This window comes from Streptomyces sp. NPDC058335, from assembly GCF_042723915.1.
Lineage (GTDB): Bacteria > Actinomycetota > Actinomycetes > Streptomycetales > Streptomycetaceae > Streptomyces.
Map to the genome: position 1 here is coordinate 100,161 of NZ_JBHXHX010000022.1, position 24,308 is coordinate 124,468.

At 71.6% G+C, this 24,308-nt stretch carries 21 protein-coding genes; 10 read left to right on the forward strand and 11 right to left on the reverse strand.

Translation table 11 applies throughout. From position 1 onward, the window contains the following. Window positions 1–62: 62 nt before the first annotated feature. From ACFWJX_RS33670 to ybaK, 4 genes are all read left to right on the forward strand, one after another. Entirely contained in the window at window positions 63–1,640 is a 1,578-nt protein-coding gene (locus tag ACFWJX_RS33670) for an oxidoreductase (RefSeq protein ID WP_383250120.1), read from the forward strand. Window positions 1,641–1,811: 171 nt separating this feature from the next. Beyond that, window positions 1,812–2,858 (forward strand): hypothetical protein, encoded by a 1,047-nt coding sequence (locus tag ACFWJX_RS33675; RefSeq protein WP_383250121.1) that lies wholly within the window; start codon window positions 1,812–1,814, stop codon window positions 2,856–2,858. An 11-nt stretch (window positions 2,859–2,869) separates the two neighbouring features. Beyond that, a complete protein-coding gene (locus tag ACFWJX_RS33680) occupies window positions 2,870–3,610 on the forward strand; it encodes an LON peptidase substrate-binding domain-containing protein (protein WP_383250122.1) in 741 nt (246 codons plus the stop codon). Between the two features lie 17 nt (window positions 3,611–3,627). Next, window positions 3,628–4,128 (forward strand): Cys-tRNA(Pro) deacylase, encoded by a 501-nt coding sequence (gene ybaK / locus ACFWJX_RS33685; protein ID WP_383250123.1) that lies wholly within the window; start codon window positions 3,628–3,630, stop codon window positions 4,126–4,128. A 146-nt stretch (window positions 4,129–4,274) separates the two neighbouring features. On the opposite strand, the gene ACFWJX_RS33690 is transcribed toward ybaK, so the two are convergent. From ACFWJX_RS33690 to ACFWJX_RS33705, 4 genes are all read right to left on the reverse strand, one after another. After that, the gene (locus ACFWJX_RS33690) at window positions 4,275–4,955 is read right to left on the reverse strand and encodes a hypothetical protein (RefSeq protein ID WP_383250124.1); all 681 of its coding nucleotides are present in this window, start codon (window positions 4,953–4,955) and stop codon (window positions 4,275–4,277) included. A 34-nt stretch (window positions 4,956–4,989) separates the two neighbouring features. Then, the gene (locus ACFWJX_RS33695; RefSeq protein ID WP_383250125.1) at window positions 4,990–5,814 is read right to left on the reverse strand and encodes an ABC transporter permease; all 825 of its coding nucleotides are present in this window, start codon (window positions 5,812–5,814) and stop codon (window positions 4,990–4,992) included. A 79-nt stretch (window positions 5,815–5,893) separates the two neighbouring features. Beyond that, window positions 5,894–6,868 (reverse strand): ABC transporter ATP-binding protein, encoded by a 975-nt coding sequence (locus tag ACFWJX_RS33700; protein WP_383250162.1) that lies wholly within the window; start codon window positions 6,866–6,868, stop codon window positions 5,894–5,896. Window positions 6,869–6,976: 108 nt separating this feature from the next. After that, window positions 6,977–8,191, reverse strand: a complete 1,215-nt coding sequence (locus tag ACFWJX_RS33705) for an NYN domain-containing protein (protein WP_383250126.1) — start codon at window positions 8,189–8,191, stop codon at window positions 6,977–6,979. Window positions 8,192–8,415: 224 nt separating this feature from the next. Here ACFWJX_RS33705 and ACFWJX_RS33710 point away from each other — a divergent pair, with 224 nt between their 5' ends. Continuing rightward, on the forward strand, window positions 8,416–8,583 hold the full coding sequence (locus ACFWJX_RS33710) for a hypothetical protein (RefSeq protein WP_383250127.1): 168 nt from the start codon (window positions 8,416–8,418) through the stop codon (window positions 8,581–8,583). Window positions 8,584–8,671: 88 nt separating this feature from the next. Here the strand turns inward: ACFWJX_RS33710 and dnaE are convergent, their stop codons facing one another. Next, the gene (gene dnaE / locus ACFWJX_RS33715) at window positions 8,672–12,211 is read right to left on the reverse strand and encodes a DNA polymerase III subunit alpha (protein ID WP_383250128.1); all 3,540 of its coding nucleotides are present in this window, start codon (window positions 12,209–12,211) and stop codon (window positions 8,672–8,674) included. 204 nt (window positions 12,212–12,415) lie between these two features. Between dnaE and ACFWJX_RS33720 the strand changes: the two genes are divergently transcribed. The 4 genes from ACFWJX_RS33720 to ACFWJX_RS33735 all read left to right on the forward strand — a co-directional run bounded on the left by ACFWJX_RS33720 (window position 12,416) and on the right by ACFWJX_RS33735 (window position 17,245). Next, complete coding sequence (locus ACFWJX_RS33720) at window positions 12,416–13,765, forward strand: DUF2252 domain-containing protein (RefSeq protein WP_383250129.1); 1,350 nt, start codon at window positions 12,416–12,418, stop codon at window positions 13,763–13,765. An 80-nt stretch (window positions 13,766–13,845) separates the two neighbouring features. Further along, on the forward strand, window positions 13,846–14,541 hold the full coding sequence (locus ACFWJX_RS33725) for a hypothetical protein (RefSeq protein WP_383250130.1): 696 nt from the start codon (window positions 13,846–13,848) through the stop codon (window positions 14,539–14,541). A gap of 93 nt (window positions 14,542–14,634) precedes the next feature. Beyond that, window positions 14,635–15,447, forward strand: coding sequence for a thioredoxin domain-containing protein (locus ACFWJX_RS33730; RefSeq protein ID WP_383250131.1), 813 nt, complete (start codon window positions 14,635–14,637; stop codon window positions 15,445–15,447). A 115-nt stretch (window positions 15,448–15,562) separates the two neighbouring features. Further along, window positions 15,563–17,245, forward strand: coding sequence for an alkaline phosphatase D family protein (locus ACFWJX_RS33735; RefSeq protein ID WP_383250132.1), 1,683 nt, complete (start codon window positions 15,563–15,565; stop codon window positions 17,243–17,245). 13 nt (window positions 17,246–17,258) lie between these two features. Here the strand turns inward: ACFWJX_RS33735 and ACFWJX_RS33740 are convergent, their stop codons facing one another. After that, a complete protein-coding gene (locus ACFWJX_RS33740) occupies window positions 17,259–17,828 on the reverse strand; it encodes a dienelactone hydrolase family protein (protein ID WP_383250133.1) in 570 nt (189 codons plus the stop codon). Between the two features lie 122 nt (window positions 17,829–17,950). On the opposite strand from ACFWJX_RS33740, the gene ACFWJX_RS33745 reads away from it, so the two are divergent. Beyond that, window positions 17,951–19,063, forward strand: a complete 1,113-nt coding sequence (locus ACFWJX_RS33745) for a mechanosensitive ion channel family protein (RefSeq protein WP_383250134.1) — start codon at window positions 17,951–17,953, stop codon at window positions 19,061–19,063. 177 nt (window positions 19,064–19,240) lie between these two features. Here the strand turns inward: ACFWJX_RS33745 and ACFWJX_RS33750 are convergent, their stop codons facing one another. The 5 genes from ACFWJX_RS33750 to ACFWJX_RS33770 all read right to left on the reverse strand — a co-directional run bounded on the left by ACFWJX_RS33750 (window position 19,241) and on the right by ACFWJX_RS33770 (window position 24,220). Then, a complete protein-coding gene (locus tag ACFWJX_RS33750) occupies window positions 19,241–20,827 on the reverse strand; it encodes a Na+/H+ antiporter (RefSeq protein ID WP_383250135.1) in 1,587 nt (528 codons plus the stop codon). A gap of 95 nt (window positions 20,828–20,922) precedes the next feature. Next, window positions 20,923–21,402 (reverse strand): GNAT family N-acetyltransferase, encoded by a 480-nt coding sequence (locus ACFWJX_RS33755; RefSeq protein WP_383250136.1) that lies wholly within the window; start codon window positions 21,400–21,402, stop codon window positions 20,923–20,925. Further along, window positions 21,399–22,343: an RluA family pseudouridine synthase gene (locus ACFWJX_RS33760; protein ID WP_383250137.1), complete on the reverse strand. Its 945-nt coding sequence runs from the start codon at window positions 22,341–22,343 to the stop codon at window positions 21,399–21,401. Before ACFWJX_RS33760 ends, ACFWJX_RS33755 begins: the two co-directional genes overlap by 4 nt. 43 nt (window positions 22,344–22,386) lie before the next feature. Next, a complete protein-coding gene (gene lspA / locus ACFWJX_RS33765; protein WP_383250138.1) occupies window positions 22,387–23,037 on the reverse strand; it encodes a signal peptidase II in 651 nt (216 codons plus the stop codon). A gap of 67 nt (window positions 23,038–23,104) precedes the next feature. Then, window positions 23,105–24,220, reverse strand: coding sequence for a TraR/DksA family transcriptional regulator (locus ACFWJX_RS33770; protein ID WP_383250139.1), 1,116 nt, complete (start codon window positions 24,218–24,220; stop codon window positions 23,105–23,107). Window positions 24,221–24,308 lie beyond the last annotated feature (88 nt).

Below are 24,308 nucleotides of genomic sequence, written 5' to 3' on the forward strand. Positions count from 1 at the left end.
CGTCACTCACCGGGCATGAACGGGTGTGCGAAACATTGCGCGAGCGAAGGGACCTGAACAGCGTGACGGAAGGGGCCGGCATCCAGGCCGGAGACCTGCCGGACGACCTGACCGCCGCCGAGGCCGGCATGTGGCAGGCCTTCCGCAACGGCAGCGTGTACGACCTCAGCAGCGGGGACACCGTCGTCGACGACCCGCACGGCGGGCATCCCTGGGGCGAGGCCCGCACGGTACGGGCCCGGATCGTGGCCTGGCTGCTGCTGGACGGGCCGCCCGCGCTGGCCGGCCGGGTGTCCTCGCTCAAGCTGGTCGGCGTGCAGCTCAGCGGCAGCCTCGACCTGGCGGGGGGCACGGTCGAGCCGTACGTCGAGATGAGGCGATGCCGCTTCGAGCGCGACGTGCTGCTGCCCGAGGCGCGGGTGACGACGCTGCGCATGGTGGACTGCTCGGTGCCGCGGCTGGAGGCGGCCCGGCTCCAGACCGAGGGCGATCTGCACCTGCCCCGCTGCCGCTTCCACAACGGCGTCCGGCTCACCGACGCGCACATCGGCACCGACCTGCTGCTCAACATGGCGATCGTCTACCGCGACCGCACCGGCCGCTCGATCGCCGCCGACGGCATGACGGTCGGCCAGGACCTCCAGGCCGAGATGCTGGAGTCGCACGGCGAGCTGCGGCTGCGCAGCGCCAAGATCGGGGTCTCGCTGAGCCTGCGCGGGGCCCGGCTGACCAACCCGTACACCCGGTTCGCGCTGAACGCGCCCCAGCTGACCGTGGAACGCTCCCTCTACATGACCCCGGCCGGCCTCGGCGGCCAGGCGCTGAGCGGCACGACTCCCGCGCACGGGACCCGCGTCCAGCGCTTCGAGTGCCGGGGCGGGGTACGTCTGGACGACGGGCGGTTCGGGGACGCCGTCGACCTGGAGCGGGCCCGGTTCGCCTTCACCGACGACCAGGAGCTGTCGCTGCGCCGGGTGCAGACGCCCGAGCTGCGCTTCCTCGGGGAGAAGCCGCAGCGCGGCAAGGTGGTGCTGTCGGGGGCGCGGGTGGTCAACCTGGTGGACCGCGCCGAGGCCTGGCCGGGCCCCGGCAACCTGCACATGGGCGGTTTCGCGTACGAGAACCTGGTGCCGCAGGGCCCGTTCCCGCTGGCCGAGCGGCTGGGCTGGGTGGCCGCGGCGACCGCCGAGTACAACCCGGAGCCGTACGAGCGGCTGGCGGCGGTGCTGCGGGCCGGCGGGGAGGACGAGGACGCCCGCGAGGTGCTGCTCGCCAAGCAGCGCCGGCGCCGCGAGACGCTGCCGCCGGCCGCGAAGCTCTGGGGGTACGTGCAGGACTGGACGGTGGCCTACGGCTACCGTCCGGGCCGGGCGGCCGTGTGGATGGCGGTGCTGTGGGCGGCGAGTTCCCTGGCGTTCAGGCACGCGGACCATCCGCCCGTCAGCCGGGACGGGCACCCGCCGTGGAATCCGGCGCTGTTCGCCCTCGACCTGCTGCTGCCCGTGATCGACCTCGGACAGGGAGGCCAGTGGCGGATGCAGGGCGGCTGGCAGTGGGTGCAGACGGCGATGATCCTGCTGGGCTGGATCCTCGCCACGACGGTGGCGGCGGGAGCGACCCGGCTGCTGCGCCGCGGCTGAGGGCGGCCGGTGCCGCCGGTGGGGTCTGTGTGGCCCGCACGGCCAAAAGGTGACCTCCGGGAGCGGAACGCTCACCTTTTACCTGTCCTTGACCCGACGGCGTACAACTTTCCAGAGGTTCGTCACATCCCCTGGCGCATCGCCGACCCGCCGCTTTTCAATGGCAAAACCATGGCTCTGCTGCCCCCCTTCATCCGCGCCTCCCGGACGGCCGCGTCCCGGCGCGCGCGGACCGCCGCCGCCCCCCACCCCGCGACCGGCCTCGGGCTCCCCGCCGACGACGAGGTGCTCCTCGACGTGCCCGACGACCGCCTGGGCCCCGCGCTGGTCGCGGCCGGGCGGGGCACCTACGAGGCCGCCGCCGCCCTGCTGGCCGGCACGCGCGAGCGCGCCGAGTGGGAGCACCGCGACCGGTACGTCACCCGCCTCGCGTCCTTCGCGCACTCCCGCCCGGAGTGGTTCGAGGAGTGGCGGGCCGCCGCCCCGCACGCCCCGGACGTCCTGCTGGTGGCCGCCCAGCTCGCGGTGGGGCGCGCCTGGGGCTCGCCGGCCAGAGCCGAGCTGCTGCGTGAGGTGAGCCCGCTGATCACGGCCGCCGCGCAGGCCGACCACCGCGACCCGGTGCCGTGGCGGATCGCCCTGGACCACGCGCGCGGGTCGAACGCCGGGCACAAGTACTTCGGCGAGCTGTGGTCGGCCGCCGTCCGCCGCGCCCCGCACCACTACGGCTGCCATGTGGCCGCCAAGCGCTATCTGGCCGAGTCCTGGCACGGCTCCCACCGCGAGTGCTTCGACTTCGCCGACCGGGCGGCGCAGGACGCCCCGGCCGGCTCACTCGTCCAGGCGCTGCCGGTACGGGCCGCCTTCGCCTACCTCACCGACGGCTGCGGGCCCGAGGTGCCGCGCGAACGCCTCGACGCGGCCGCCGACCGCGCGATCGGGCTCTCCGGCCTCTTCCCGGGCTCCGACCCCTGGACGGCCGAGATCCGCAACCTCCTGACGTACGTCCTGGTCCGGCTCGGCCGCCGGGCGGACGCCCTCGCCCAGCTGCGCCTGATCGGCCCGTACGCCACGTCCTTCCCGTGGGGCCGGCTGTCGGACGACCCGCTGGGACACTTCCTGGCGGTGCGCGAGAACGTGTGCTCGGGGCCGTCCGAAGAACCCGCGGGACATCCACGGAATGGGCACGGGGAACGCGCGTACCCCGCGGACCACTAGGCTTCTGCGGCGTGACCACCGTCCGGCTGCCGCTCTTCCCGCTGAACACCGTCCTCTTCCCGGGACTGGTGCTTCCGCTCAACGTGTTCGAGGAGCGCTATCGCGCCCTGATGCGCGATCTGCTGAAAACCCCCGAGGAGGAACCGCGCCGGTTCGCCGTCGTCGCGATCCGCGACGGTCATGAGGTGGCACCGGCCGCCCCGGGCATGCCGGACCAGACGGCGCCGCTCCAACGGGGTCCCGCCGCCGGGTTCGGCGACGACCCGGTCAAGGCGTTCCACGCGGTCGGCTGCATCGCCGACGCGGCGACCGTCCGGGAGCGGGCCGACGGCACCTTCGAGGTGCTGGCGACCGGGACGACCCGGGTGCGGCTGGTGTCCGTGGACGCCTCGGGCCCGTTCCTCACGGCGGAGCTGGAGGAGCTGACGGAGGAGCCGGGCGACGAGGCGGGCGCGCTCGCGGAGGGCGTGCTGCGGGCCTTCCGCCAGTACCAGAAGCGCCTCGCGGGCGCCCGGGAGCGCTCGCTGTCCACCGGGGCGGACCTGCCCGACGAGCCGTCCGTGGTGTCGTACCTGGTGGCGGCCGCGATGATGCTCGACTCGCCCACCAAGCAGCGGCTGCTTCAGGCCCCGGACACCGCCTCCCGCCTGCGCGACGAGCTGAAACTCCTGCGCGCGGAGACGGCCATCCTCCGTAGCCTGCCCTCGCTGCCCGCGGCGGATCTGACCCGCGGGCCGACAAGTCTCAACTGACGCACGAGAAGGCCCTGATGGCGAAGAAGTCGAAGAAGCAGCAGTCCGGGGGCACGCCCGCGACCGTCGCCCTGACGGCGGCGGGCCTGGAGTTCACGGTCCACGCCTACGACCACGACCCGGCCCACCCGTCCTACGGCGAGGAGGCGGCCGAGGCCATCGGTGTCTCCCCCGACCGGGTCTTCAAGACCCTCGTGGCCGATGTGGACGGCAGGCTGACGGTCGCCGTGGTCCCGGTCGCCGGCTCACTGGACCTGAAGGCCCTCGCGGCGGCGGTCGGCGGCAAGCGCGCGGCCATGGCCGACCCGGCCCTGGCGGAACGCACCACGGGCTACGTCCGCGGCGGGATCTCCCCGCTGGGCCAGCGCAAGAGGCTCCCCACGGTCCTCGACGACTCCGCGGAGGCCCACGCCACGATCTGCGTCTCGGCGGGCCGCCGCGGCCTGGAGGTCGAGCTGTCCCCCACCGACCTGGCCAAGCTCACGGAAGCGGTCCTCGCGCCCATCGGCCGCCCGTAGACGCGGAGCGGGCCACCCCGGCGACGGCGGAGGGCCTGCCAGTGCCGTCACGGTCCGGGCGGGCGCCTGGCCGTCGTGCACGGGGCGCGGCGCCAGGTCCAGCTGTGGCGCCCAAAACGCGAGGACCGGCCCGGTGCGCCGACGCCCTACGCCAGCGGCGCCCCGTACGGGTCCTTCTGCACCGGCCCCTGTCCGAACGTCTCGGGGTCCCGCGGGCCGAACAGGGCCGTGAGGCCCAGGTGTACGAGCAGGGCGGCCAGGGACCAGGCCAGCAGCGCGCCCTTGGCGCTCAGCTTCAGCGGGGCCGAGAAGGTGACGCCCTTGCCCGCCGCCCTGGCCTGCGCGATGACGTCCTGTCCGGGGCCGAGCCACACGCCGATCCGCCACGCCAGCAGGGAGCCGAGCAGTCCGCCGAGGGCCAGCGCCACGACCAGTGGCACGCCTCCGCGCCGGCGCCAGGCGAACACGGCGGCGGCGCTCACGGCACCGCAGGCCATGGCCAGCAGGGCGAACGTGCCGTCCACGCCGACGGCCTGCTCGCCCTCGGTGTCCTTGAGGTAGACGACCCAGCTGTCGTCGGTGAGTTCCCCGACCAGCGGGACGCGCGGCGCCAGCCACACCCACAGCAGTCCCAGCACCACGCCGGTGATCGCGACCAGGACGGTGATCACGGCGGCTTCCCGCAGCTCCGTCTTCATCCCGGGCCCGTCCTGTCCGTGTCCGGCGTCGTGCGCGGCCGCCGTACCGGGGTACGCCCCGGGCGACGGCCAGGCGTCGTGCGGGGACGGTTCGTGCGGCGGCGGAGGAGGAGTCAGCGGTGCGGTCACCCTGACATCGTGCCAGGCCCGCCTGTGCCGTGCGTCATCGGACGGCGGCCCGGCGGTACGCCCAGGTGGCGACGGCCAGCGAGACCACACCGACCACGGCGCACACCGCGAGGTCGCCGAGCACGAACGCCCAGTCGGGGTTCGGCCGGAAGGTCCGCGCGAGGGCCTCCACGCCGTACGTCGACGGCAGCAGATCGCGGGTGAAGCGCACCGGTTCCGGCATCCGGTCGGGCGGCAGGACGCCGAGCAGCAGCGCCGCCGACATGCCCAGCTGGCCCAGCACGGTGGCCAGCTCCGGGCGCGGGGCGAGCAGTCCGAAGGCCGCGCCGAGCCCGGCCAGCGCGGCGCCGGACAGCGGGATGACCAGCGCCAGCACCCACAGGTGGGTCAGCGGCAGCCCGAAGAGCAGCGAGCCGAACACCGCGGTCACCAGCGTCCCCGGCACGGTGAAGGACGCGTACGCGCCCGCCGCGCCGAGCACCACGGCGGCGGGCGGCACCGGCAGCGTGGCGTAGTGGTCGAGGCCGCCGCTGGCCCGCAGCTGCCCGAAGTACTGCGCGAGGAGGTTCAGCGCGACGAAGGCGACGACGAGGACGGCCGAGCCGGCCACCACGGCCTCCGCCTCGCGTCCGCCCTCGACGACCCCGCGCATCATGATCAGGATGCCGACCGACTGGAAGGTCGCCACGAACAGCAGCGGGATACGGGCCACCCGCGCGCGGGACAGCTGCGCCCGGTACACGGCCGCCATCGAAGGCCACAGCCGCGCGCGCGGCGCCAGCTCGGCCGCTTCCCGGGCCGGCTGCTCGTCCACGGCCAGGGCGCTGCCCGGCAGAACCTCTGCGGGTACGACACTCACGTCGCGTTGCTCCTCTTGGGTCCGGTGGTCGCCCTGGTCGATGTCGCCCTGTTCGATACGGATGCGGGGACGATCCTGCTCACACCCTCACCAACCCCTGCCGGGCGGCCCCGCCCAGCGCCAGGTAGACGTCCTCCAGGCTCGGTGTGGCGAGGGTGAAGTCGTCCAGCGCGGCGAAGGCGGCCCCGCCGGTGACGGTGGCGACGACCGTACGGGCCTCCTCCGGGCCCAGCCGCAGGGTCCAGCGGCGCCCGGACTCCACGGCCCGCTCGCGCAGCGCGGCGACCTCGGGGACGTCCAGCGGTGCCCGCTCGCGCCACACCAGCTCGACCCGTACCTCGTCGGCGACCTGCTCCTTGAGCCCCGACGGGGTGTCGCAGGCGATGACCCGGCCGCGGTCGAGGACGGCGACCCGGTCGAGGACCGTCTCGGCCTCGATGACGTTGTGGGTGACGAGCAGCACGGTCGTGCCGCGCTCGGCGCGCCGCCGGTCCACCGCGGACCACACGGCGCGCCGGGCGACGGGGTCCATCCCGGTGGTCGGCTCGTCCAGCACCAGCAGCGGCCGCTCCCCCACCAGCGCGGTCGCGAAGCACGCCAGCCGCCGCTGTCCGCCGGACAGCTTGCGCAGCGGCCGCCCGGCGATCGGGGTGAGCCCCAGTTCGTCGAGCACGGCGTCCCGTTCGCGCCGGGCCTCGCGTACGGGGAGACCGCGCAGGCGTCCGGTGGTCTCGGCGGCGAGGGAGACGGTGAGTTCGTCGAGGGCGGTGGACTCCTGGCCGAGGTAGGCGAGGATGCGCGCGGCCCGTTCCGGGTGGCGCACGATGTCGTGCCCGAGGATCTCCACGCTGCCGGTGTCCGGCCGCATCAGCCCGGTCACCTGCCGGACGACACTGGTCTTGCCGGCGCCGTTGGGCCCGAGCAGACCGAAGATCTCGCCCCGGCGCACTTCGAGCCGTACGTCGTCGGTGGCGCGGACCTCGGGGGTCGCGGGAGTGCCGCGTCGGCCCCGGGACGCCGGATAGGTCTTGGTCAGTCCGCGTACGGCACACACGACCTCGTCCCGGTGCCGAATGGTCGTTGCCGCGCGCGTACTCACAAGGGACGAGAGTACGGGGTCGGCGGCCCCCGCTCTCCGTCGGGGGCGTCCAAAGTGCCCGGTTCAGTCCGCCGCGGGCGCCTGCTCGGCGTCGGTCCGTACGTCGATCTCGCGCCAGAACCCCGCCCGGATGGCGTAGCGGTCGTGCTCGTCGATCTGGTCGTCCTTGTGAGCGAGGAGGCCGAAGCGGGCCGCGTACCGCAGCAGCTCGCCGTCGATGCGGTGCGGGATGCGCGGATACATGCCGGACAGCTTCTGGAGATGGCCCTGGTCGCCGAGGCGCCCCATCCAGCGGCGGGCGAACACCTGGCCCACCTCGAACGGGTCGCCGCCGACGGTGGTGATGTCCTCCTCGCGGTCGGCCCACCGCTGCTCGGCCGTGGTGACCTGCGCGAGCGTCGGCATCGAGGCGACCTCGGGAGGCTCGGCGGCGGTGCCGGGCCGGTCGACCCACCCCTTGTCGGAGGACCAGCGCAGGGTCGCGGTGGCGGAGGGCTGGACGGCCTGGGCGCCGGGTGTGCGCAGGGCCGCGAGGTCCTTGGGGGTCGGGACGCCCTTGGCGGCGGGGACCCGCCCCCGGGTGCCGTTGTCGGCGGTGGCGGAGGGGTGCTCGCTCTGCTCGGCGGGCCGCTCGGACGTGGGTGCGAGGGTGGAATCGGGCAGCGGCGCGGAGAGGATGGCGGCGATCTCGGGCCGCGGCACGGGCGAGGGCGCGCAGACCCCGCCGAGATCCTTGGCGCGTACGGCCTTGGTGATCCACGTACGGTCCAGGACGCGCCGTTCGTCGGCCTCGGCGACCAGGTCCTCGGACTGGTTGTAGTCGCCGTCGGCGGCCTGTACGGCCCACAGGTGGACGGCGACGCCGTGCTCCTTGGCGGCCATCATGCCGGGCAGCAGGTCGCCGTCGCCGGTGACGAGGACGACGTCGGAGCAGGCGCGGTTGCGGGCCAGCTCGGTCAGCTCGGCGTGCATGGCGGCGTCGACGCCCTTCTGCGCCCAGCGGCCGTCGCTGCGGGTCAGCGCGCCCAGCCGGACGGTGACCCGGGGCATCACGCGCAGTCTGCGGTGTTCGGGCTGGGGGACGCGGTCGGGGGCGCCGTCGAACCAGTAGATCCGCAGCAGCGGCCGTTCGGTCTCGGATTCCGCCTGTTCGCGCAGGCCCTGGACGAGGGCGGCGTGATCGACGGTGATCCTGGATCTCGAGGGTTCTCCGGCGAGGAGACTCGCGGCGGCCCCCAGCAGATACCCGGCGTCCACCAGGACGATGCAGCGGTCCACACGACTCACCCTCTTCCCGGGAGATTTGCTTCGGGCCTGCTTCGAGTCTGCCCGACTGCGCGGGGGTTAACGGCCGGAACTCGATCTTCGGCGTGGCGTTTCGGGGCGGGACCCTCCGACGAACCCTGTCACCGACGGTAATTATCCGAAATGCGTCATAACTCAGCCTATGTGAATCTGATTCCGGCCCTGGCCCCTAGACCCCCAACAGGAGGCAGATCCCCATGGCCAAGAACAAGAACCGTGACCGCAAGCAGCCGCAGTCCGAGCGCATCCCGCAGTCGGCACCGCAGGCCACCCTCGAGCCGCAGGACGAGACGCGCTCCCCGCAGGTGACGCCCGGCGACCTCGCCCGAGGCAAGGGACGCGGCAAGCGCTTCGGCCACAACTAGCATCTGCGTAACGGGCCTTTGACGCCCTTGCACATGCATGAGGGGCGCACCCGGAGATCCGGGTGCGCCCCTTGCGTGTGTCCGCCGCTCAGCCGGCCAGGCAGGACGGGCCGAGCAGCACCTTCAGGTCGCCGAAGAGGGCCGGGTCGGGCTTGACCCGGTGCCGGTCCAGGCGCAGCACGGTCGTCTTCGTGGGGCCCTGGAGCTTGATCCGGACCTCGCTGTCGCCCCGGTGGTGGGTGAGGATCTCGCCGAGCCGGTTGATCATCGGCGGGGTGACCTTCACGGCCGGGATGGTGAGGACCACGGGCGCGTTGGTGCCCGCGTTGGACAGGTCCGGCACCTGGAGTTCCATCGCGACCAGGCGCGGCACGTCCTCCCGCTTGTCGAGGCGCCCCTTGACGAACACCACGGCGTCCTCGACGAGTTGGGTCGAGACCAGCTGATAGGTCGCGGGGAAGAACATGCACTCGATGGAGCCGGCGAGGTCCTCGACGGTGGCGATGGCCCAGGCGTTGCCCTGCTTGGTCATCTTGCGCTGGAGGCCCGAGATGATGCCGCCGATGGTGACGACCGCGCCGTCCGCGTGCTCGCCCCCGGTGAGCTGGGCGATGCCCGCGTCCGCCTTGTCGGACAGCACGTGCTCCAGGCCGAAGAGGGGGTGGTCGGAGACGTACAGACCCAGCATCTCGCGCTCCTGCGCGAGCAGGTACGTCTTGTCCCACTCGTCGGTGGTGAACTCGACGTCGAGGCCGAAGCCGGGCTCGTCGTTCTGCTCCTCGCCCATGCCGCCGAAGAGGTCGAACTGGCCCTCGGCCTCCTTGCGCTTGACCGCGACCACGTTGTCGATCATCGGCTCGTACTGCGCGGTGAGACCCTTGCGGGTGTGGCCCATCGAGTCGAAGGCGCCGGCCTTGATCAACGATTCCGTGGTGCGCTTGTTGCAGACCACCGCCTCGACCTTGTCGAGGTAGTCGGGGAAGGAGGAGTACTTCCCCTTGGCCTTGCGGGACTTGATGATCGACTCGACCACGTTGGTGCCGACGTTGCGCACGGCGGACAGGCCGAAGAGGATCACGTCGTCGCCCTGCGCGGCGAAGTTCGACTCGGACTCGTTCACGTTCGGCGGGAGCACCCTGATGCCCATGCGGCGGCACTCGTTGAGGTAGACGGCCGACTTGTCCTTGTCGTCCTTGACCGAGGTGAGCAGCGCGGCCATGTATTCGGCGGGGTAGTTCGCCTTCAGGTACGCCGTCCAGTAGGAGACGAGTCCGTACGCGGCCGAGTGGGCCTTGTTGAACGCGTATCCGGCGAAGGGGACCAGCACGTCCCACAGGGCCTGGATCGCCTCGTCGCTGTAGCCGTTCTTCTTGGCGCCGGCCTGGAAGATGGTGAAGTTCTTCGCCAGTTCGTCGGGCTTCTTCTTGCCCATCACGCGGCGCAGGATGTCGGCCTCGCCGAGCGAGTACCCGGCGATGATCTGGGCGGCCTTCTGCACCTGCTCCTGGTAGACGATCAGGCCGTAGGTGACCGCGAGGACCTCCTGGAGGGGCTCCTCCAGCTCCTTGTGGATCGGCGTGATCTCCTGGCGGCCGTTCTTGCGCTCCGCGTAGTTGATGTGCGAGTTCATGCCCATCGGGCCCGGCCGGTAGAGGGCCGAGACGGCGGAGATGTCCTCGAAGTTGTCGGGCTGCATCTGGCGGAGCAGCGAGCGCATCGGGCCGCCGTCGAACTGGAAGACGCCGAGGGTGTCACCGCGGCAGAGCAGTTCGAAGGTCTTGGGGTCGTCCAGCGGGAGGGCGAGCATCTCCAGGTCGATGCCCTTGTTGGCCTTCACCATCTTGATGGCGTCGTCCATGATGGTGAGGTTGCGCAGGCCCAGGAAGTCCATCTTCAGCAGGCCCAGCGACTCGCACTGGGGGTAGTCCCACTGCGTGATGGTCACGCCGTCGGTGTGCCGCACCCAGACGGGGGCGTGGTCGACGATGGGTTCGCTGGACATGATCACGCCGGCCGCGTGCACGCCCATCTGCCGGACCAGGCCCTCGACGCCCTTGGCGGTGTCGATGACCTTCTTCACGTCCGGCTCGTTCTCGTACATCGCGCGGATCTCGCCCGCCTCGCTGTAGCGGGGGTGCGAGGGGTCGGTGATGCCGTTCAGGTCGATGCCCTTGCCCAGGACGTCGGCGGGCATCGCCTTGGTGAGGCGGTCACCCATCGCGTACGGGTAGCCCAGCACGCGCGCGGAGTCCTTGATGGCGTTCTTCGCCTTGATCTTGCCGTAGGTGCCGATCATGGCGACCTTGTCGGCGCCGTACTTCTCGGTCACGTACCTGATCACCTCGACGCGCCTGCGCTCGTCGAAGTCGATGTCGACGTCGGGCATGGAGACGCGCTCGGGGTTGAGGAACCGCTCGAAGATCAGGCCGTGCGGGATCGGGTCGAGGTCGGTGATGCCCATGGCGTACGCGACGATCGAGCCGGCCGCGGAGCCACGGCCGGGGCCGACCGCGATGCCGTTGTTCTTGGCCCACATGATGAAGTCGGCGACGACGAGGAAGTAGCCCGGGAACCCCATCTGGATGATGACGTCCATCTCGTACTCGACCTGCTTCTGCCGGTCCTCGGGGATGCCGCCCGGGAAGCGGCGCTCCATGCCGCGGCGGACCTCCTCCTTGAACCAGCTGACCTCCGTGTAGCCCTCGGGGATGTCGAACTTCGGCATGAGGTTCTTCGCCTCGAACATGCCGGTCGTGTCGACCATCTCGGCCACCAGGAGGGTGTTGGCGCAGCCCTCCTGCCAGGCGTCCGAGGAGTCGATGGCGTACATCTCGTCCGTGGACTTCAGGTAGTAGCCGGTGCCGTCGAAGCGGAAGCGGTCCGGGTCCGAGAGGTTCTTGCCGGTCTGGATGCACAGCAGGGCGTCGTGGGCGGTCGCCTCGTGCGCGTACGTGTAGTGCGAGTCGTTGGTGACCAGCGGGGGGATGCCGAGCTTCTTGCCGATCTCGACCAGACCGTCCCGGACCCGGCGCTCGATCTCGATGCCGTGGTCCATCAGCTCCAGGAAGTAGCGGTCCTTGCCGAAGATGTCCTGGTAGTCGGCGGCGGCCTTCAGCGCCTCGTCGTACTGGCCGAGGCGCAGGCGGGTCTGGAGCTCGCCGGAGGGGCAGCCGGTGGAGGCGACGAGCCCCTCGGACCACTGGGAGATGGTCTCCTTGTCCATCCGCGGCCACTTCTGCAGCCAGCCCTCGGCGTACGCGTCCGAGGAGAGCTTGAAGAGGTTGTGCAGGCCGGTCGCGTTGGTCGCCCAGATCGTCTTGTGGGTGTAGCCACCGGAACCGGAGACGTCGTCGCGCTTCTGGTGCGGCTGGCCCCACTGGATCTTGCGCTTGTTGCGCCGCGACTCGGGGGCGACATACGCCTCGATCCCGATGATCGGGGTGACTCCGGCCTTCTTCGCGGAATGGAAGAAGTCGTACGCCCCGTGCAGGTTGCCGTGGTCGGACATGGCGATATGGGTCATGCCCATCTCGTTGCACGCGTCGAACATGTCCTTGAGCCGCGCGGCACCGTCCAGCAGCGAGTACTGGGTGTGGACGTGCAGGTGCGTGAACGGCGGCTTTGACACGGCATGGCCTCCAAGGGAAACAGTCGACGACGGGCTGGCGGACGGTCCGGGGGTCAGCGTCGAAGTCTATGCCTCGGCACTGACACCCGGCGGGCTCCCCCGCGTACCTTCACAGCGGGGGCCGCGGGCACTTTCGCACGCGGCCGCCCGTTGGAGACGACAGAAACGCTGTCGTACACATGAAGCACCAGGAGGCACCCCGCGATGTCGGTTCCGCAGCTCAACGAAGAGCCTCGCGGCGAGGAGATCCTCGCCGTCTTCGACACCGCCTTCGGCGAACTCCTGGCCGCGGACCCGGCCGCGTTCCGCGTGAAGTTCCGCAAGATGGCAGCCTCGGCGTTCGCGTTCTACCGGGGCACGGCGTGCCTCTTCTACCACGACCTGGACGCGGCGAGGAGCGGCCTCGGCGACGCCGACACCTTCACCGGGCCCTACCTGGACGACCGCACCTCGCGCGTGTGGATCCACGGCGATCTCCACGCGGAGAACTTCGGCACCTACATGGACTCCCAGGGCCGCCTGATCTTCAACGTCAACGACTTCGACGAGGCGTACGTCGGCCCCTTCATCTGGGACCTGAAGCGCTTCTCGGCCTCGATCGCCCTCGTCGGGTACGCGAAGGCGCTCAGCGACGACCAGATCACCGAGCTGGTGCAGGTGTACGCGGGCGCGTACCGCGGGCGGATCCGCGCCCTGGCCACCGGCGCCAAGCAGGACGAGGTGCCGCCCTTCACGCTGGACACGGCCGACGGCCCGCTGCTGGACGCGTTGCGCGACGCCCGTTCCCTGACCCGCTTCGGGCTGCTGGAGTCCATGACCGAGATCCGCGACTTCGAGCGCCGCTTCGCGCCCGGCGGCGGCTCCATCGAGCTGGACGCGGCCACCCGCTACAAGGTCCTCGCCGCCTTCGACGGCTATCTGGAGACGCTGCCGGAGACCTCCCTGACCCGTCCGGACTCCTACCGCGTGAAGGACGTCGTCGGCCGCCGGGGCATCGGCATCGGCTCGGCCGGCCTGCCCTCGTACAACATCCTGCTGGAGGGCAACAGCGACGCCCTGGAGAACGATGTGGTGATCTACATCAAGCAGGCCCAGACCCCGGCCGTCTCCCGGCACATCACCGACCGGCCGATCCGTGAGTACTTCCAGCACGAGGGCCACCGCACGGTGATCTCGCAGCGCGCCCTCCAGGCACACGCCGACCCGTGGCTGGGCTGGACCGAGCTGGACGGCGCGGGTCAGCTGGTCGCCGAGGTCTCGCCGTACGCGGTGGACCTGGACTGGGGCGACATCGACGACCCGGAGGAGATCGCGGGCGTCGTCGCCGACCTCGGCCGGGCCACGGCCACGATGCACGCGGCGGCGGACGACACCTCCGGCGAGTCCCTGGTGCCGTTCTCCACCGAGCGGGCCATCGACGCGGCCCTCGCGGGTGACGAGGAGGGCTTCGCGCCGCTCCTGGTGGAGTTCGCGCACTCCTACGGCGCACGCGCGCGTGCGGACCACCAGATCTTCCTCGACCTGTTCCGCAACGGCCGGATCCCGGGTCTGTGACGGGATCCATAACGAAAAGGGCGCTCACAGCGACCCTTTAGGGGTCTCTTACAGGCGCGCGTGACACACTCTCCTCCGCTATGGACATATCCGGGACCCGCCTCAGAGCCGTACGCGCGGCGCTGTTCACGGCCTTCGTCGTGACGCTCAGCACCGCGTCGCACGTGCTGCTGTCCCGGGCCCCGCTGCCGCTGAACACGGTGGCCGCCCTCGCGGTCGCCGTGTTCCTCCTCGCCTACGCCCTGGCGGGCCGGGAGCGCGGCTTCGGGCGGATCGCCGCCCTGCTGATCCCGCTGGAGCTGGCGGCCGACACGGTCTTCACCACCGGCCAGCACGTCTGCTACGGCCGGGCGGGCGGCCCGGTCGCCGGCCCGCTGCGCTCGGTCGGCTTCGATCTCCTGTGCGGCGACGGCACCGGTGTCGGCGCCCCGCTGGCCCGGGTGACGGGCACCGACCCCGAGCGGGTCGGCGGCCTCCTCGCCCACGCCGACCCGTCGACCGCCTGGCTGCTGCTGGGCGCGCACATCGGCGTCGGCCTCCTCGCCGCGGCCTGGCTGCGGCGGGGCGAGCGCGCGCTGGCCCAGGTGCTGCGCGCGGCGACCGCGACCACGTTCCGGCCGCTGCTGCTGGCCGTGGCCGCCGTGACCGTCCGCAGCGCCCCGGCCGCCCGCCGCCTGCCGCGGCCCGCGCCCCGCCCGGTCGCCACCAGCCGCGACCGGATCCTCGTGCACTCCCTGGGACGTCGTGGACCCCCGCGCCCGGCCGCTGCCGCCTGAGCATCACCACTGCCCGCGCGGCCACGAGCACGACAGTCCCCACACACGTATCCCGCGCAGACCCTGCGCGCGTCCCACCTGGAGAACACCACCATGAGCAAGCGCAACAGTGCTGCGGCGAAGACGGCGGCCCGCGAGCGGCTGCGCGTCGAGCGCGAACGCCAGGCCAAGCGGGCCAAGATCAAGCGCCAGGCCATCGTGGCCTGCTCGGTCGTCGGAGTGCTGGCGGTGGCCGGCGGCATAGGTTACGCGGTCGTCCAGAACAACAAGCCCACCTACTGGGAAGAGGCCAAGGACAACCCGCTGGTCAAGCCGGCCAACACCACCGGTGAGAACGGCACGACGGTCGTGATGGGCAAGAGCACCGCGAAGAAGACCCTCGTGATGTACGAGGACCCGCGCTGCCCGGTCTGCGCCCAGTTCGAGCAGACCGTCGGCGCCACGGTGAAGTCGGACTACGACGCCGGCAAGTACAAGCTCCAGTTCGTCGGCGCCACCTTCCTCGACAACAGCCAGACCGGCGAGGGCTCCAAGAACGCGCTGAGCGCGCTGGGCGCCGCTCTCGACGTCAGCCCGGAGGCGTTCCTCGAGTACAAGACCGCCCTGTACTCGGCGAAGTGGCACCCCGAGGAGAGCGACGACAAGTTCAAGGACGACAGCTACCTGATCAAGGTGGCCGACACGGTCTCCGGGCTGAAGAGCAACGCCGAGTTCCAGAAGGCCGTGAAGGACGGCACCTTCGACAAGTGGGCGCTGGAGATGTCCAAGACGTTCGACGACAGCGGCGTGTCGGGCACCCCGACGCTGAAGATGGACGGGAAGGCACTGACCGCACCGGGCAGCGAGAACGCCCCGATGACGGTCGCCGACTTCAACACCGCGCTCGAGGCGGCCCTCAAGGCCTGAACGGCCTCGGTGGACCGAGCGGACCGAGCCGTCTGAAGGACGGAAACCCGAAGAGCGGGCGAACTTTTGTCAGTTCGCCCGCTCTTTGTCGTACCGGTCAGTAATCTGATCGCCCGTGACCAGTCGATACAGATCAACAGAGAGCACCGACGCGCCGTCAGATCGCGTCGACGCCCGTGCCCCGCGCCGCCGTACGGTCGTCAAGGCCGCTGCCGCCACCGCCGTGCTGGCCGGACCGCTCGCCGCCGCCCTGCCCGCGCGGGCCGTCGACGAGGCCCCCTCCTTCCTGCACGGTGTCGCCTCCGGCGACCCGCTGCCCGACGGCGTCCTGCTGTGGACCCGGGTGACCCCGACCGCCGCCGCGATACCCGGCTCCGGGCTCGGCCCGGACACCGAGGTGGAGTGGGTCGTCGCCAGGGACAAGGCGCTGACGACGGTCGTGGCCAAGGGGTCCGTCACCGCGACCTCCGCCTCCGACCACACCGTCAAGGCCGACGTCCGCGGCCTGGCCCCGGCCACCGACTACTGGTTCCGCTTCTCGGCCGGCGGGACCGACTCCCCGGTGGCGCGTACCCGCACCGCGCCGGCGGCGGACGCGTCCGTGGCGGGCCTGCGCTTCGGCGTGGCCTCCTGCGCCAACTGGGAGGCCGGCTACTTCTCCTCCTACCGTCACCTCGCCGCCCGCGGCGACCTCGACGCCTGGCTGCACCTCGGCGACTACATCTACGAGTACGGCACCGGCGAGTACGGCACCCGCGACACCGTCGTACGGCAGCACGCGCCCACGCACGAGATCCTCACCCTCGCCGACTACCGCACCCGGCACGGCAAGTACAAGACCGACCCCGATCTCCAGGCACTGCACGCCAAGGCGCCCGTCATCGCGATCTGGGACGACCACGAGATCGCCAACGACGCCTGGTCGGGCGGCGCCGAGAACCACACCGAGGGCGCCGAGGGCGCCTGGACGGCCCGTCAGGCGGCCGCCAAGCAGGCCTACTTCGAGTGGATGCCGGTCCGCCCGGCGCTGGCCGGCACCACCTACCGCCGACTGCGCTTCGGCAAGCTCGCCGATCTCTCCCTGCTGGACCTGCGCTCCTTCCGCTCCCAGCAGGTCTCCGTCGGCAACGGTGACGTCGACGACCCGGACCGCACCCTCACCGGCCGCGCCCAGCTCGACTGGCTGAAGGCCGGCCTCAAGGCCTCCGACACCACCTGGCGGCTGGTCGGCAACTCGGTGATGATCTCGCCGTTCGCCATCGGCTCCCTCTCCGCGGCCCTGCTCAAGCCGCTCGCCAAGCTGCTCGGCCTGCCGCAGGAGGGCCTCGCCCTCAACACCGACCAGTGGGACGGTTACACGGACGACCGCCGGGAGATCCTCGCCCACCTGCGCGCGAACGCCATCCGCAACACCGTCTTCCTCACCGGCGACATCCACATGGCGTGGGCCAACGACGTGCCCGTGGACGCCGGTACCTACCCGCTGTCCGCCTCGGCCGCCACGGAGTTCGTGGTCACCTCGGTGACCTCCGACAACCTCGACGACCTCGTGAAGGTCCCCGAGGGCACGGTCTCCGCGATCGCCGCGCCGGTCATCAAGGCCGCCAATCGCCACGTCCACTGGGTGGACACCGACCGGCACGGCTACGGCGTCCTGGACATCACCGCGGACCGCGCGCAGATGGACTACTACGTGGTGTCCAGCCGCACGAAGGCGGACGCGACCTCGTCCTGGTCCCGGTCCTACCGCACCCGCACCGGCACGCAGAAGGTCGAGCGGACGTACGACCCCGTGTAGCCGTCGCCGTCGTCTACAGGCTGTCGAGGAAGCCGAGCGCCACCCGCCAGGTGGCCTCGGCCGCCTCCGCGTCGTAGTCGGGCAGGTCGGGGTCGGTGTAGAGGTGACCGGCCCCGGCGTACCGGTAGACCTCCACGTCGGCGCCCGCTCTGCCCATCTGGAGGTACCAGGCGCTCAGCCAGTCGTCGGTCTCGAACGGGTCCGGCTCGGCCACGTGCAGCTGCACCGGCAGGCCGTCCACCGAGGCGTTCGGCGCGAGGTCGGAGGTGCCGTGCAGAAGCAGCAGGCCGCGCGCCTTCTCGTCGCCGAGGGCGAGGGTCTGCGCGATCGACGCGCCCAGCGAGAACCCGGCGTACACGAGCCCTCGCTCCGAGTAGGGCGCGGCGGCCAGGACGGCTCTCTTCAGCAACTCGTCCTTGCCGATCTCCTCGTTGTGGGCCATGCCCTCCTCGACCGTGTCGAACGTGCGCCCGTCGAAGAGGTCCGGGGTCCACACCTCGTGGCCGGCGGCGCGCAGCCGGTCCGCGGCCGCGCGCACCGCGGGGCGCGGTCCATAGGTCGAATGGAAGAGCATGATGTTCATGAGGCCATGGTGCCAGCAGGCACCGACAACGCCCCACGGGCCGACTCCCCCGACACGGCACGTGGGTCTCTTCACACCTCCCGCATGTTCACGACCCCGCCGGGCCGGTTACGTTCGAAGGCATGGAGAACCTGCTCCGCCCACTGATCGTGGTCGGCGGTTCGGTCGTGCTGACGTTGTTCATCGGCTGGGCCACCGACCGACTGCTGTGCAAGGCCGACGAACGGCATCCGGAAACCTCCCTGTGGGGGCTGCTGCGCCGTGGCCGCATCCCGTACCAGCTCGTGCTCTGCGCGGCGCTGCTGAGAGGGTCGTTCGACCGGGCCGAGGTGCTGGGGGGCCACCGCGTCGGCGTCGGCCGGGTGCTCACCCTGGTACTGATCGGGGGGGCCGCGTGGCTGGCCATCAGGATCGTCGGCGCGATCGTCGACACCTCGTACACCCGTTACGCGCGCGTGCATCACGACGCGGCCCGGGTGCGGCGGGTACGCACCCAGGTGTCGCTGATCATGCGGGTGGTCTCCGCCGTCGTCGGGGTGGTCGCGGTGGCGGCGATGCTGCTGACGTTCCCGGCGTTCCGGGCGGCCGGCGCCTCGCTGCTGGCCTCCGCCGGCATCATCGGCATCGTCGCCGGTGTCGCCGCCCAGTCGACGCTGAGCAACATGTTCGCCGGGTTCCAGATCGCCTTCGGCGACATGGTGCGCATGGGCGACACGGTGGTGGTGGACGGCGAGTGGGGCACGGTCGAGGAGATCACACTGACGTTCCTCACCGTGCGGACCTGGGACGAGCGCCGGATCACCATGCCCGTCTCGTACTTCACGTCCAAGCCGTTCGAGAACTGGTCGCGCGGCACCCCCCAGATGACCGGCATCGTCTACTGGCACGTCGACCACTCGGCACCGCTCGACGCGATGCGGGAGAAGCTGCGCGACGTCCTGCGCGAGTGCCCGGCCTGGGACGGCCGCGCCTACGGCCTGGACGTCACCGACACCACACCCAGCACCATGCAGGTCAGGGCGCTGGCGACGGCCAAGGACGCCGACGACATCTGGACGGTCCGGGTCACCGTCCGCGAACAGATGATCCGCTGGCTGTCCGAGCAGCACCCGTACGCCCTGCCCCGCGTCAACACCGCCGACGCACTCCTGCCCCCGAACCGGGCCAACGGCCGGGTACCCGGCGGCATCTCACCCCAGCGCCGCGCCCACGAGTCCCCACGAGCGGACCGCTGACGGTCCGTGCCGCCGCGGGCCGGTGCCCGCGGCGGCACGCGCCGTCGACGCGCACGACCGTGAGAGGTGACGTGCCGGCGCCGGCGCCGGGAGGCCGCCGACGGCGAGCCACCACAGCCGGAGAGGCCACCTCTCGACGGACCGGAACCGGCGGTGTGTGAGGGGAGAGATCACCGATCACCGCAGACTGCGCACGTCCAGATGCCGCAGCACCCGGTCCACGATCTCCGGATCGGCACCCGGTTCGCTCCGCGCCGCGACCACCTCGTGCCGGGCCGCGCTCAGCATCTCCCCCTGGATCCGCCGTACCCGCTTCAGCCGGCGCACCCGGTGCTCATGTGCCTCCCGCCGCTCGTCCTCGCCCAGGTCGGGGCTGATCCGCAGCCCGATGTCGAGGGCCCGCCGCGCCATCTGCTCGGACAGTTCCTCCGGCAGGTCCTCCTCGGCCTCGATCTCCCGCAGCCGGCGCTTCGCCGCCTTCGCCGCCCGCACGGCCAGCTCCTTCTCGAACTCCTTCTCTCGGCCGGTGTCGGCCTGCACCCCGAGCCGCTTCACCAGCCACGGAAGGGTGAGCCCCTGGATCACGAGCGTCGCCATGATGACCCCGAAGGCGATGAACACGATCTCGTCCCGGTCCGGGAAGGCCGTCCCTTCGTCGGTCTGCAGCGGAATCGCGAGCGCCAGCGCCACCGAGGCGACCCCGCGCATCCCCGCCCACCACATCACGACGGTCTCCCGCCAGGTCACCGGGATGTCCTCGTCGTGGTCCCGCCTGGCGTGCAGCCGCTGGGTGAGCCAGGTCGCCGGCAGCAGCCACAGCAGCCGTACGAGGATCACGACGGCCACCACCGCCGCGGCCCACCCGAGCATCTCCCCCCACCGCCCGGACGCCGTCCGGATCGCCATGTGCAGTTCCAGGCCGATCAGCCCGAACGCCACCCCGGTCACCAGCGTGTCCACGATGTCCCAGAAGGTGTGCCCGGCCAGCCGTGTCATCACGTCGTCGGGGTCGGTGGCGTACTCGGCGAGGAACAGGGCGGTGGTGAGCACGGCGAGCACCCCCGACCCGTGGAACTCCTCGGCGAGCACATAGGCGGCGTACGGCACCAGCAGCGTCAGCCCGATCTGCAGGGTCGCGTCCCCGAGCAGGTCCATCAGCCGGTTCGCGCCCCAGCCGAGCGCCAGCCCGACGGCCACCGCGACGACGGCGGACAGCACCAGGTCGAGTCCGGCCTCCCACGGCGAGAAGCTCCCGCTGACGACGGCGGCGATGGCCACGTGGTAGAGCACGATGGCGGTGACGTCGTTGAACAGCCCCTCGCCCTCCAGGATGGACACCAGCCGGCGCGGCAGCCCGAGCTGTCCGGCCACGGCGGTGGCGGCCACCGGGTCCGGCGGCGCGACGAGCGCCCCGAGGGCCAGGGCCGCGGCGATCGGCAGTCCGGGCACGATCGCGTGGGCGACGGCGGCCACACACAGCATCGTGACGAACACCAGCGCCACGGCGAGCAGGAAGATCGGCCGCTTGTTGGCCGTGAACTGCCGCCAGGAGGTGCGCCGTACGGCCGCGTACAGCAGGGGCGGCAACAGCAGCGGCAGGATCAGATCCGGCGGGACGTTCACATTGGGCACGAAGTCGAGGAGGGCGAGCACGATCCCGAGCAGGGTCATCAGGACCGGCGCCGGCAGCCTCCACCGGTCACCCAGCGGGACACTCACCACGGCCCCGAGCAACAGGACGAACAACAGGGCCAGCTGATCCACGGTCAGTGCTCCGGAGGCTGAGATGTCACACGGCAGACCTCAAGCCTGCCACGTCGCCTTCGCCACCAGCCCTTTCGGCGCCCTCGCCGCCCCGGCTACCGCTGGAGGGCCCGCCGCATCGCCCGGTGCGGGATGCCCGCGTCCGGGAACTCCGGGCCGTACGCCTCGTACCCCAGCCGCTCGTAGAACCCGAGGGCGTGCGTCTGCGCGTGCAGGTCCACGGCCGCGAGCCCACGCGCGTGTGCCGCGTCCTCGATGGCCCGCACCAGCGCGGCCCCGACCCCGAGCCCGCGCGCCTCCCTGGTGACGGCGAGCCGTCCCAGCGACCCGACCGACAGGTCCCCGCCGGTCTTCGCCGCGACCTCCGCGCCGTACAGCAGCCGCCCGGTCCCGAGCGGTACGCCGTCCTCCCGGACCGCCAGCACATGCACCGCGCCGGCGTCGTGGGCGTCGTACTCGATGTCCTCGGGGACGCCCTGCTCGCCGACGAAGACCTCCTTGCGGACCGCGAAGCAGGCCTCACGGTCGGCCGGGTCCTCTGCGACGCGGATCACGTACGCGCGCGTGCCGCTCATCCGTAGGTCTCCTCGCGGACCTGGTCGAGGGCCTGCTGGAGGTCGTCCGGGTACTCGCAGGCGAACTCGGCCCACTCACCGTCCCCGGGGTGCTCGAAGCCCAGCCGGACCGCGTGCAGCCACTGGCGGGTCAGCATCAGCCGCTTGGCGAGCGTCGGGTCGGCGCCGTAGGTCAGGTCTCCGACGCACGGGTGGCGGTGGGCGGCCATGTGGACGCGGATCTGGTGCGTGCGGCCGGTCTCCAGCTTGATGTCCAGAAGGGAAGCGGCGCGGAAGGCCTCGATCAGGTCGTAGTGCGTGACGGAGGGCTTGCCCTCGGCGGTGACCGCCCACTTGTAGTCGTGCTGGGGGTGCCGGCCGATGGGCGCGTCGATGGTGCCGCTGGTGGGGTCCGGGTGGCCCTGGACGAGCGCGTGGTAGCGCTTGTCGACCGTGCGCTCCTTGAACTGGCGCTTCAGCGAGGTGTAGGCGCGCTCCGACTTGGCGACCACCATCAGCCCGGAGGTGCCTACGTCGAGCCGGTGCACGATGCCCTGGCGCTCGGCGGCACCGGAGGTGGAGATGCGGTATCCGGCAGCGGCGAGTCCGCCGATGACGGTCGGGCCGGTCCAGCCGGGCGACGGGTGGGCGGCCACCCCGACCGGCTTGACGATCACGACGACGTCCTCGTCGTCGTGCACGATCTCCATGCCCTCGACGGGCTCGGCGACCACCTGCACCGGCGCGGGCGCCTGTGGCATCTCGACCTCGAGCCAGGCCCCGCCGTGGACCCGCTCGGACTTCCCGACCACCGACCCGTCGACCGTGACCTTCCCCGCGGCCGCCAGCTCGGCGGCCTTGGTACGGGAGAAGCCGAACATGCGGGAGATGGCGGCGTCTACACGCTCGCCCTCCAGGCCGTCGGGCACGGGCAGGTTGCGGATCTCGGGAATCGTGCTCACCCGTCGAGTATGCCGGACAGGTCCGGTACCCCCGAACACACGCTCAGTCCTTGTGGACGGTCCCGTCCGGGTCGAGGCCCTTGAAGGACAGCAGGACGATCAGGATTCCGCCGCACACGATCGCCGAGTCGGCCAGGTTGAAGACCGCGAAGTGCTTCGGCGCGATGAAGTCCACCACCGCGCCCTCGAAGACACCCGGCGCACGGAAGATCCGGTCGGTGAGGTTGCCGAGCGCGCCGCCGAGCAGCAGGCCCAACGCGATCGCCCAGGGCAGGCTGTAGAGCTTGCGGGCGAGCCGGGCGATCACCACGATCACCGCCGCCGCGATCACCGTGAAGATCACGGTGAAGGCCTCACCGACACCGAAGGCGGCTCCCGGGTTGCGGATCGCCTCGAACCGCAGCCAGTCCCCGACGATCTCGATCGGCTGGTGGTGCTCCAGCTTCGCGACCACGATCATCTTGCTGACCAGGTCGATGGCGTACGCGAACGCGGCGACCCCGAACAGCACGCCGATCCGGCGCCTGCCGCGGGGCTGCTGCCCGGCGGCCTGCGCCGTGGACGCGTCCGCACCGGACGGGTCGCCCGAATCCGGCTGCTCCGGCTGCCCGGCGTTCCCGCCGGACGGCTCCGGCTCGGCTCCCCCCGCCTCTGGAGTGTCCGGCGTACCGATGATGCGCTCCGCCTCTGCCACGTGAGTCCCTCGACCTAGGTACCTGACTGAGGACGAGGGTACGGCACGCTTCCCGACGGCCGGGTGATCAGTACCGGCGCTCCTGCTTCTGCTTGCACTCGACGCACAGCGTGGCCCGCGGGAAGGCCTGCATGCGGGCCTTCCCGATGGGATTGCCGCAGTTCTCGCACAGGCCGTAGGTGCCCGCGTCCAGCCGCTCCAGGGCGTGCTCGGTCTGGATCAGCATCTCGCGCGCGTTGGCGGCCAGCGCCAGTTCGTGCTCGCGCGTGATGTTCTTCGTCCCGGTGTCCGCCTGGTCGTCCCCGGCACCGTCCCCCGAGTCCCGCATCAGTCCCACCAGGGCCGCCTCGGACGAGGCCAGCTCGGCGCGCAGCCGGTCCTTCTCGGAGTCCAGCTCGGCGCGGGCCTCCGCGACCTCCTCCGGCGTCCAGGGGTCCTCGCCGGGGCGCACCGCCAGTTCGCCGGGCTCCGCCGCGGCGAACCGCGCCTTCGGAACAGCGGTCTTCGCCGCCGTGGCCGTACCAGGAGTCTTCTTCGCAACCACTGTCGTGGCTCCCGTCTGCTCCGCGGCCGAGGCCGCGCCCACCTTCTTGGCCGTGCTCTTCCTGGCGGTGCTCCTCCGGGCGGTCCCCTTCCCGGCCGCACCGCCCCTGCCACCGGCCCCCTCCGTGCCGGCGTCCACCTCGCCGACCGCACCCTGCGGACCGGCGCCCGACTCGCGGACCACGCCCTGCTCGGCCGCGGCCGCCTTCTTCGCCGGGGCTTTCTCGGCGACCGCCTTCTTGGCAAGGGCCTTCTTGGCGACCGCCTTCTTGGCGACCGCGGTCTTCTTCGAGGCGGCGGACTTCTTCGAGGCCCCCGTCTTCTTGGACGCGGCAGCCGCCTCGGAGGTGGCAGCCGCGCGGGAGGTGGCAGCCGCCTCCGTGGCCGCAGCCTTGCCGGAAGGCGCCGCCTTCTTCGCCGCCGCCTTCTTGGCCGGGACCTTCTTGGCCACCGCCTCCTCAGCGCCCCCCGCCCCGACGGCCTTCGCCGCCTTCACCTGCTTCGCCGGCTTCGCAGCCGCCGTGCCCGGACTCCCTCCCCGCGTGCTCTTCTTCGCACCGACGTCCTTGGCCGCACCGCCGGAGGCGCCGGTGGACCTGCCGGACGCCGACTGCTGTACGGCGGTCTTCTTCGCCACCATGGCCGCGGCCCCTTCACATATTGTGATCTTGCACGCGAATCGTGCTGGGACGATAAATCGACTTGAGTCCCGCGGCAACGGGGCACAC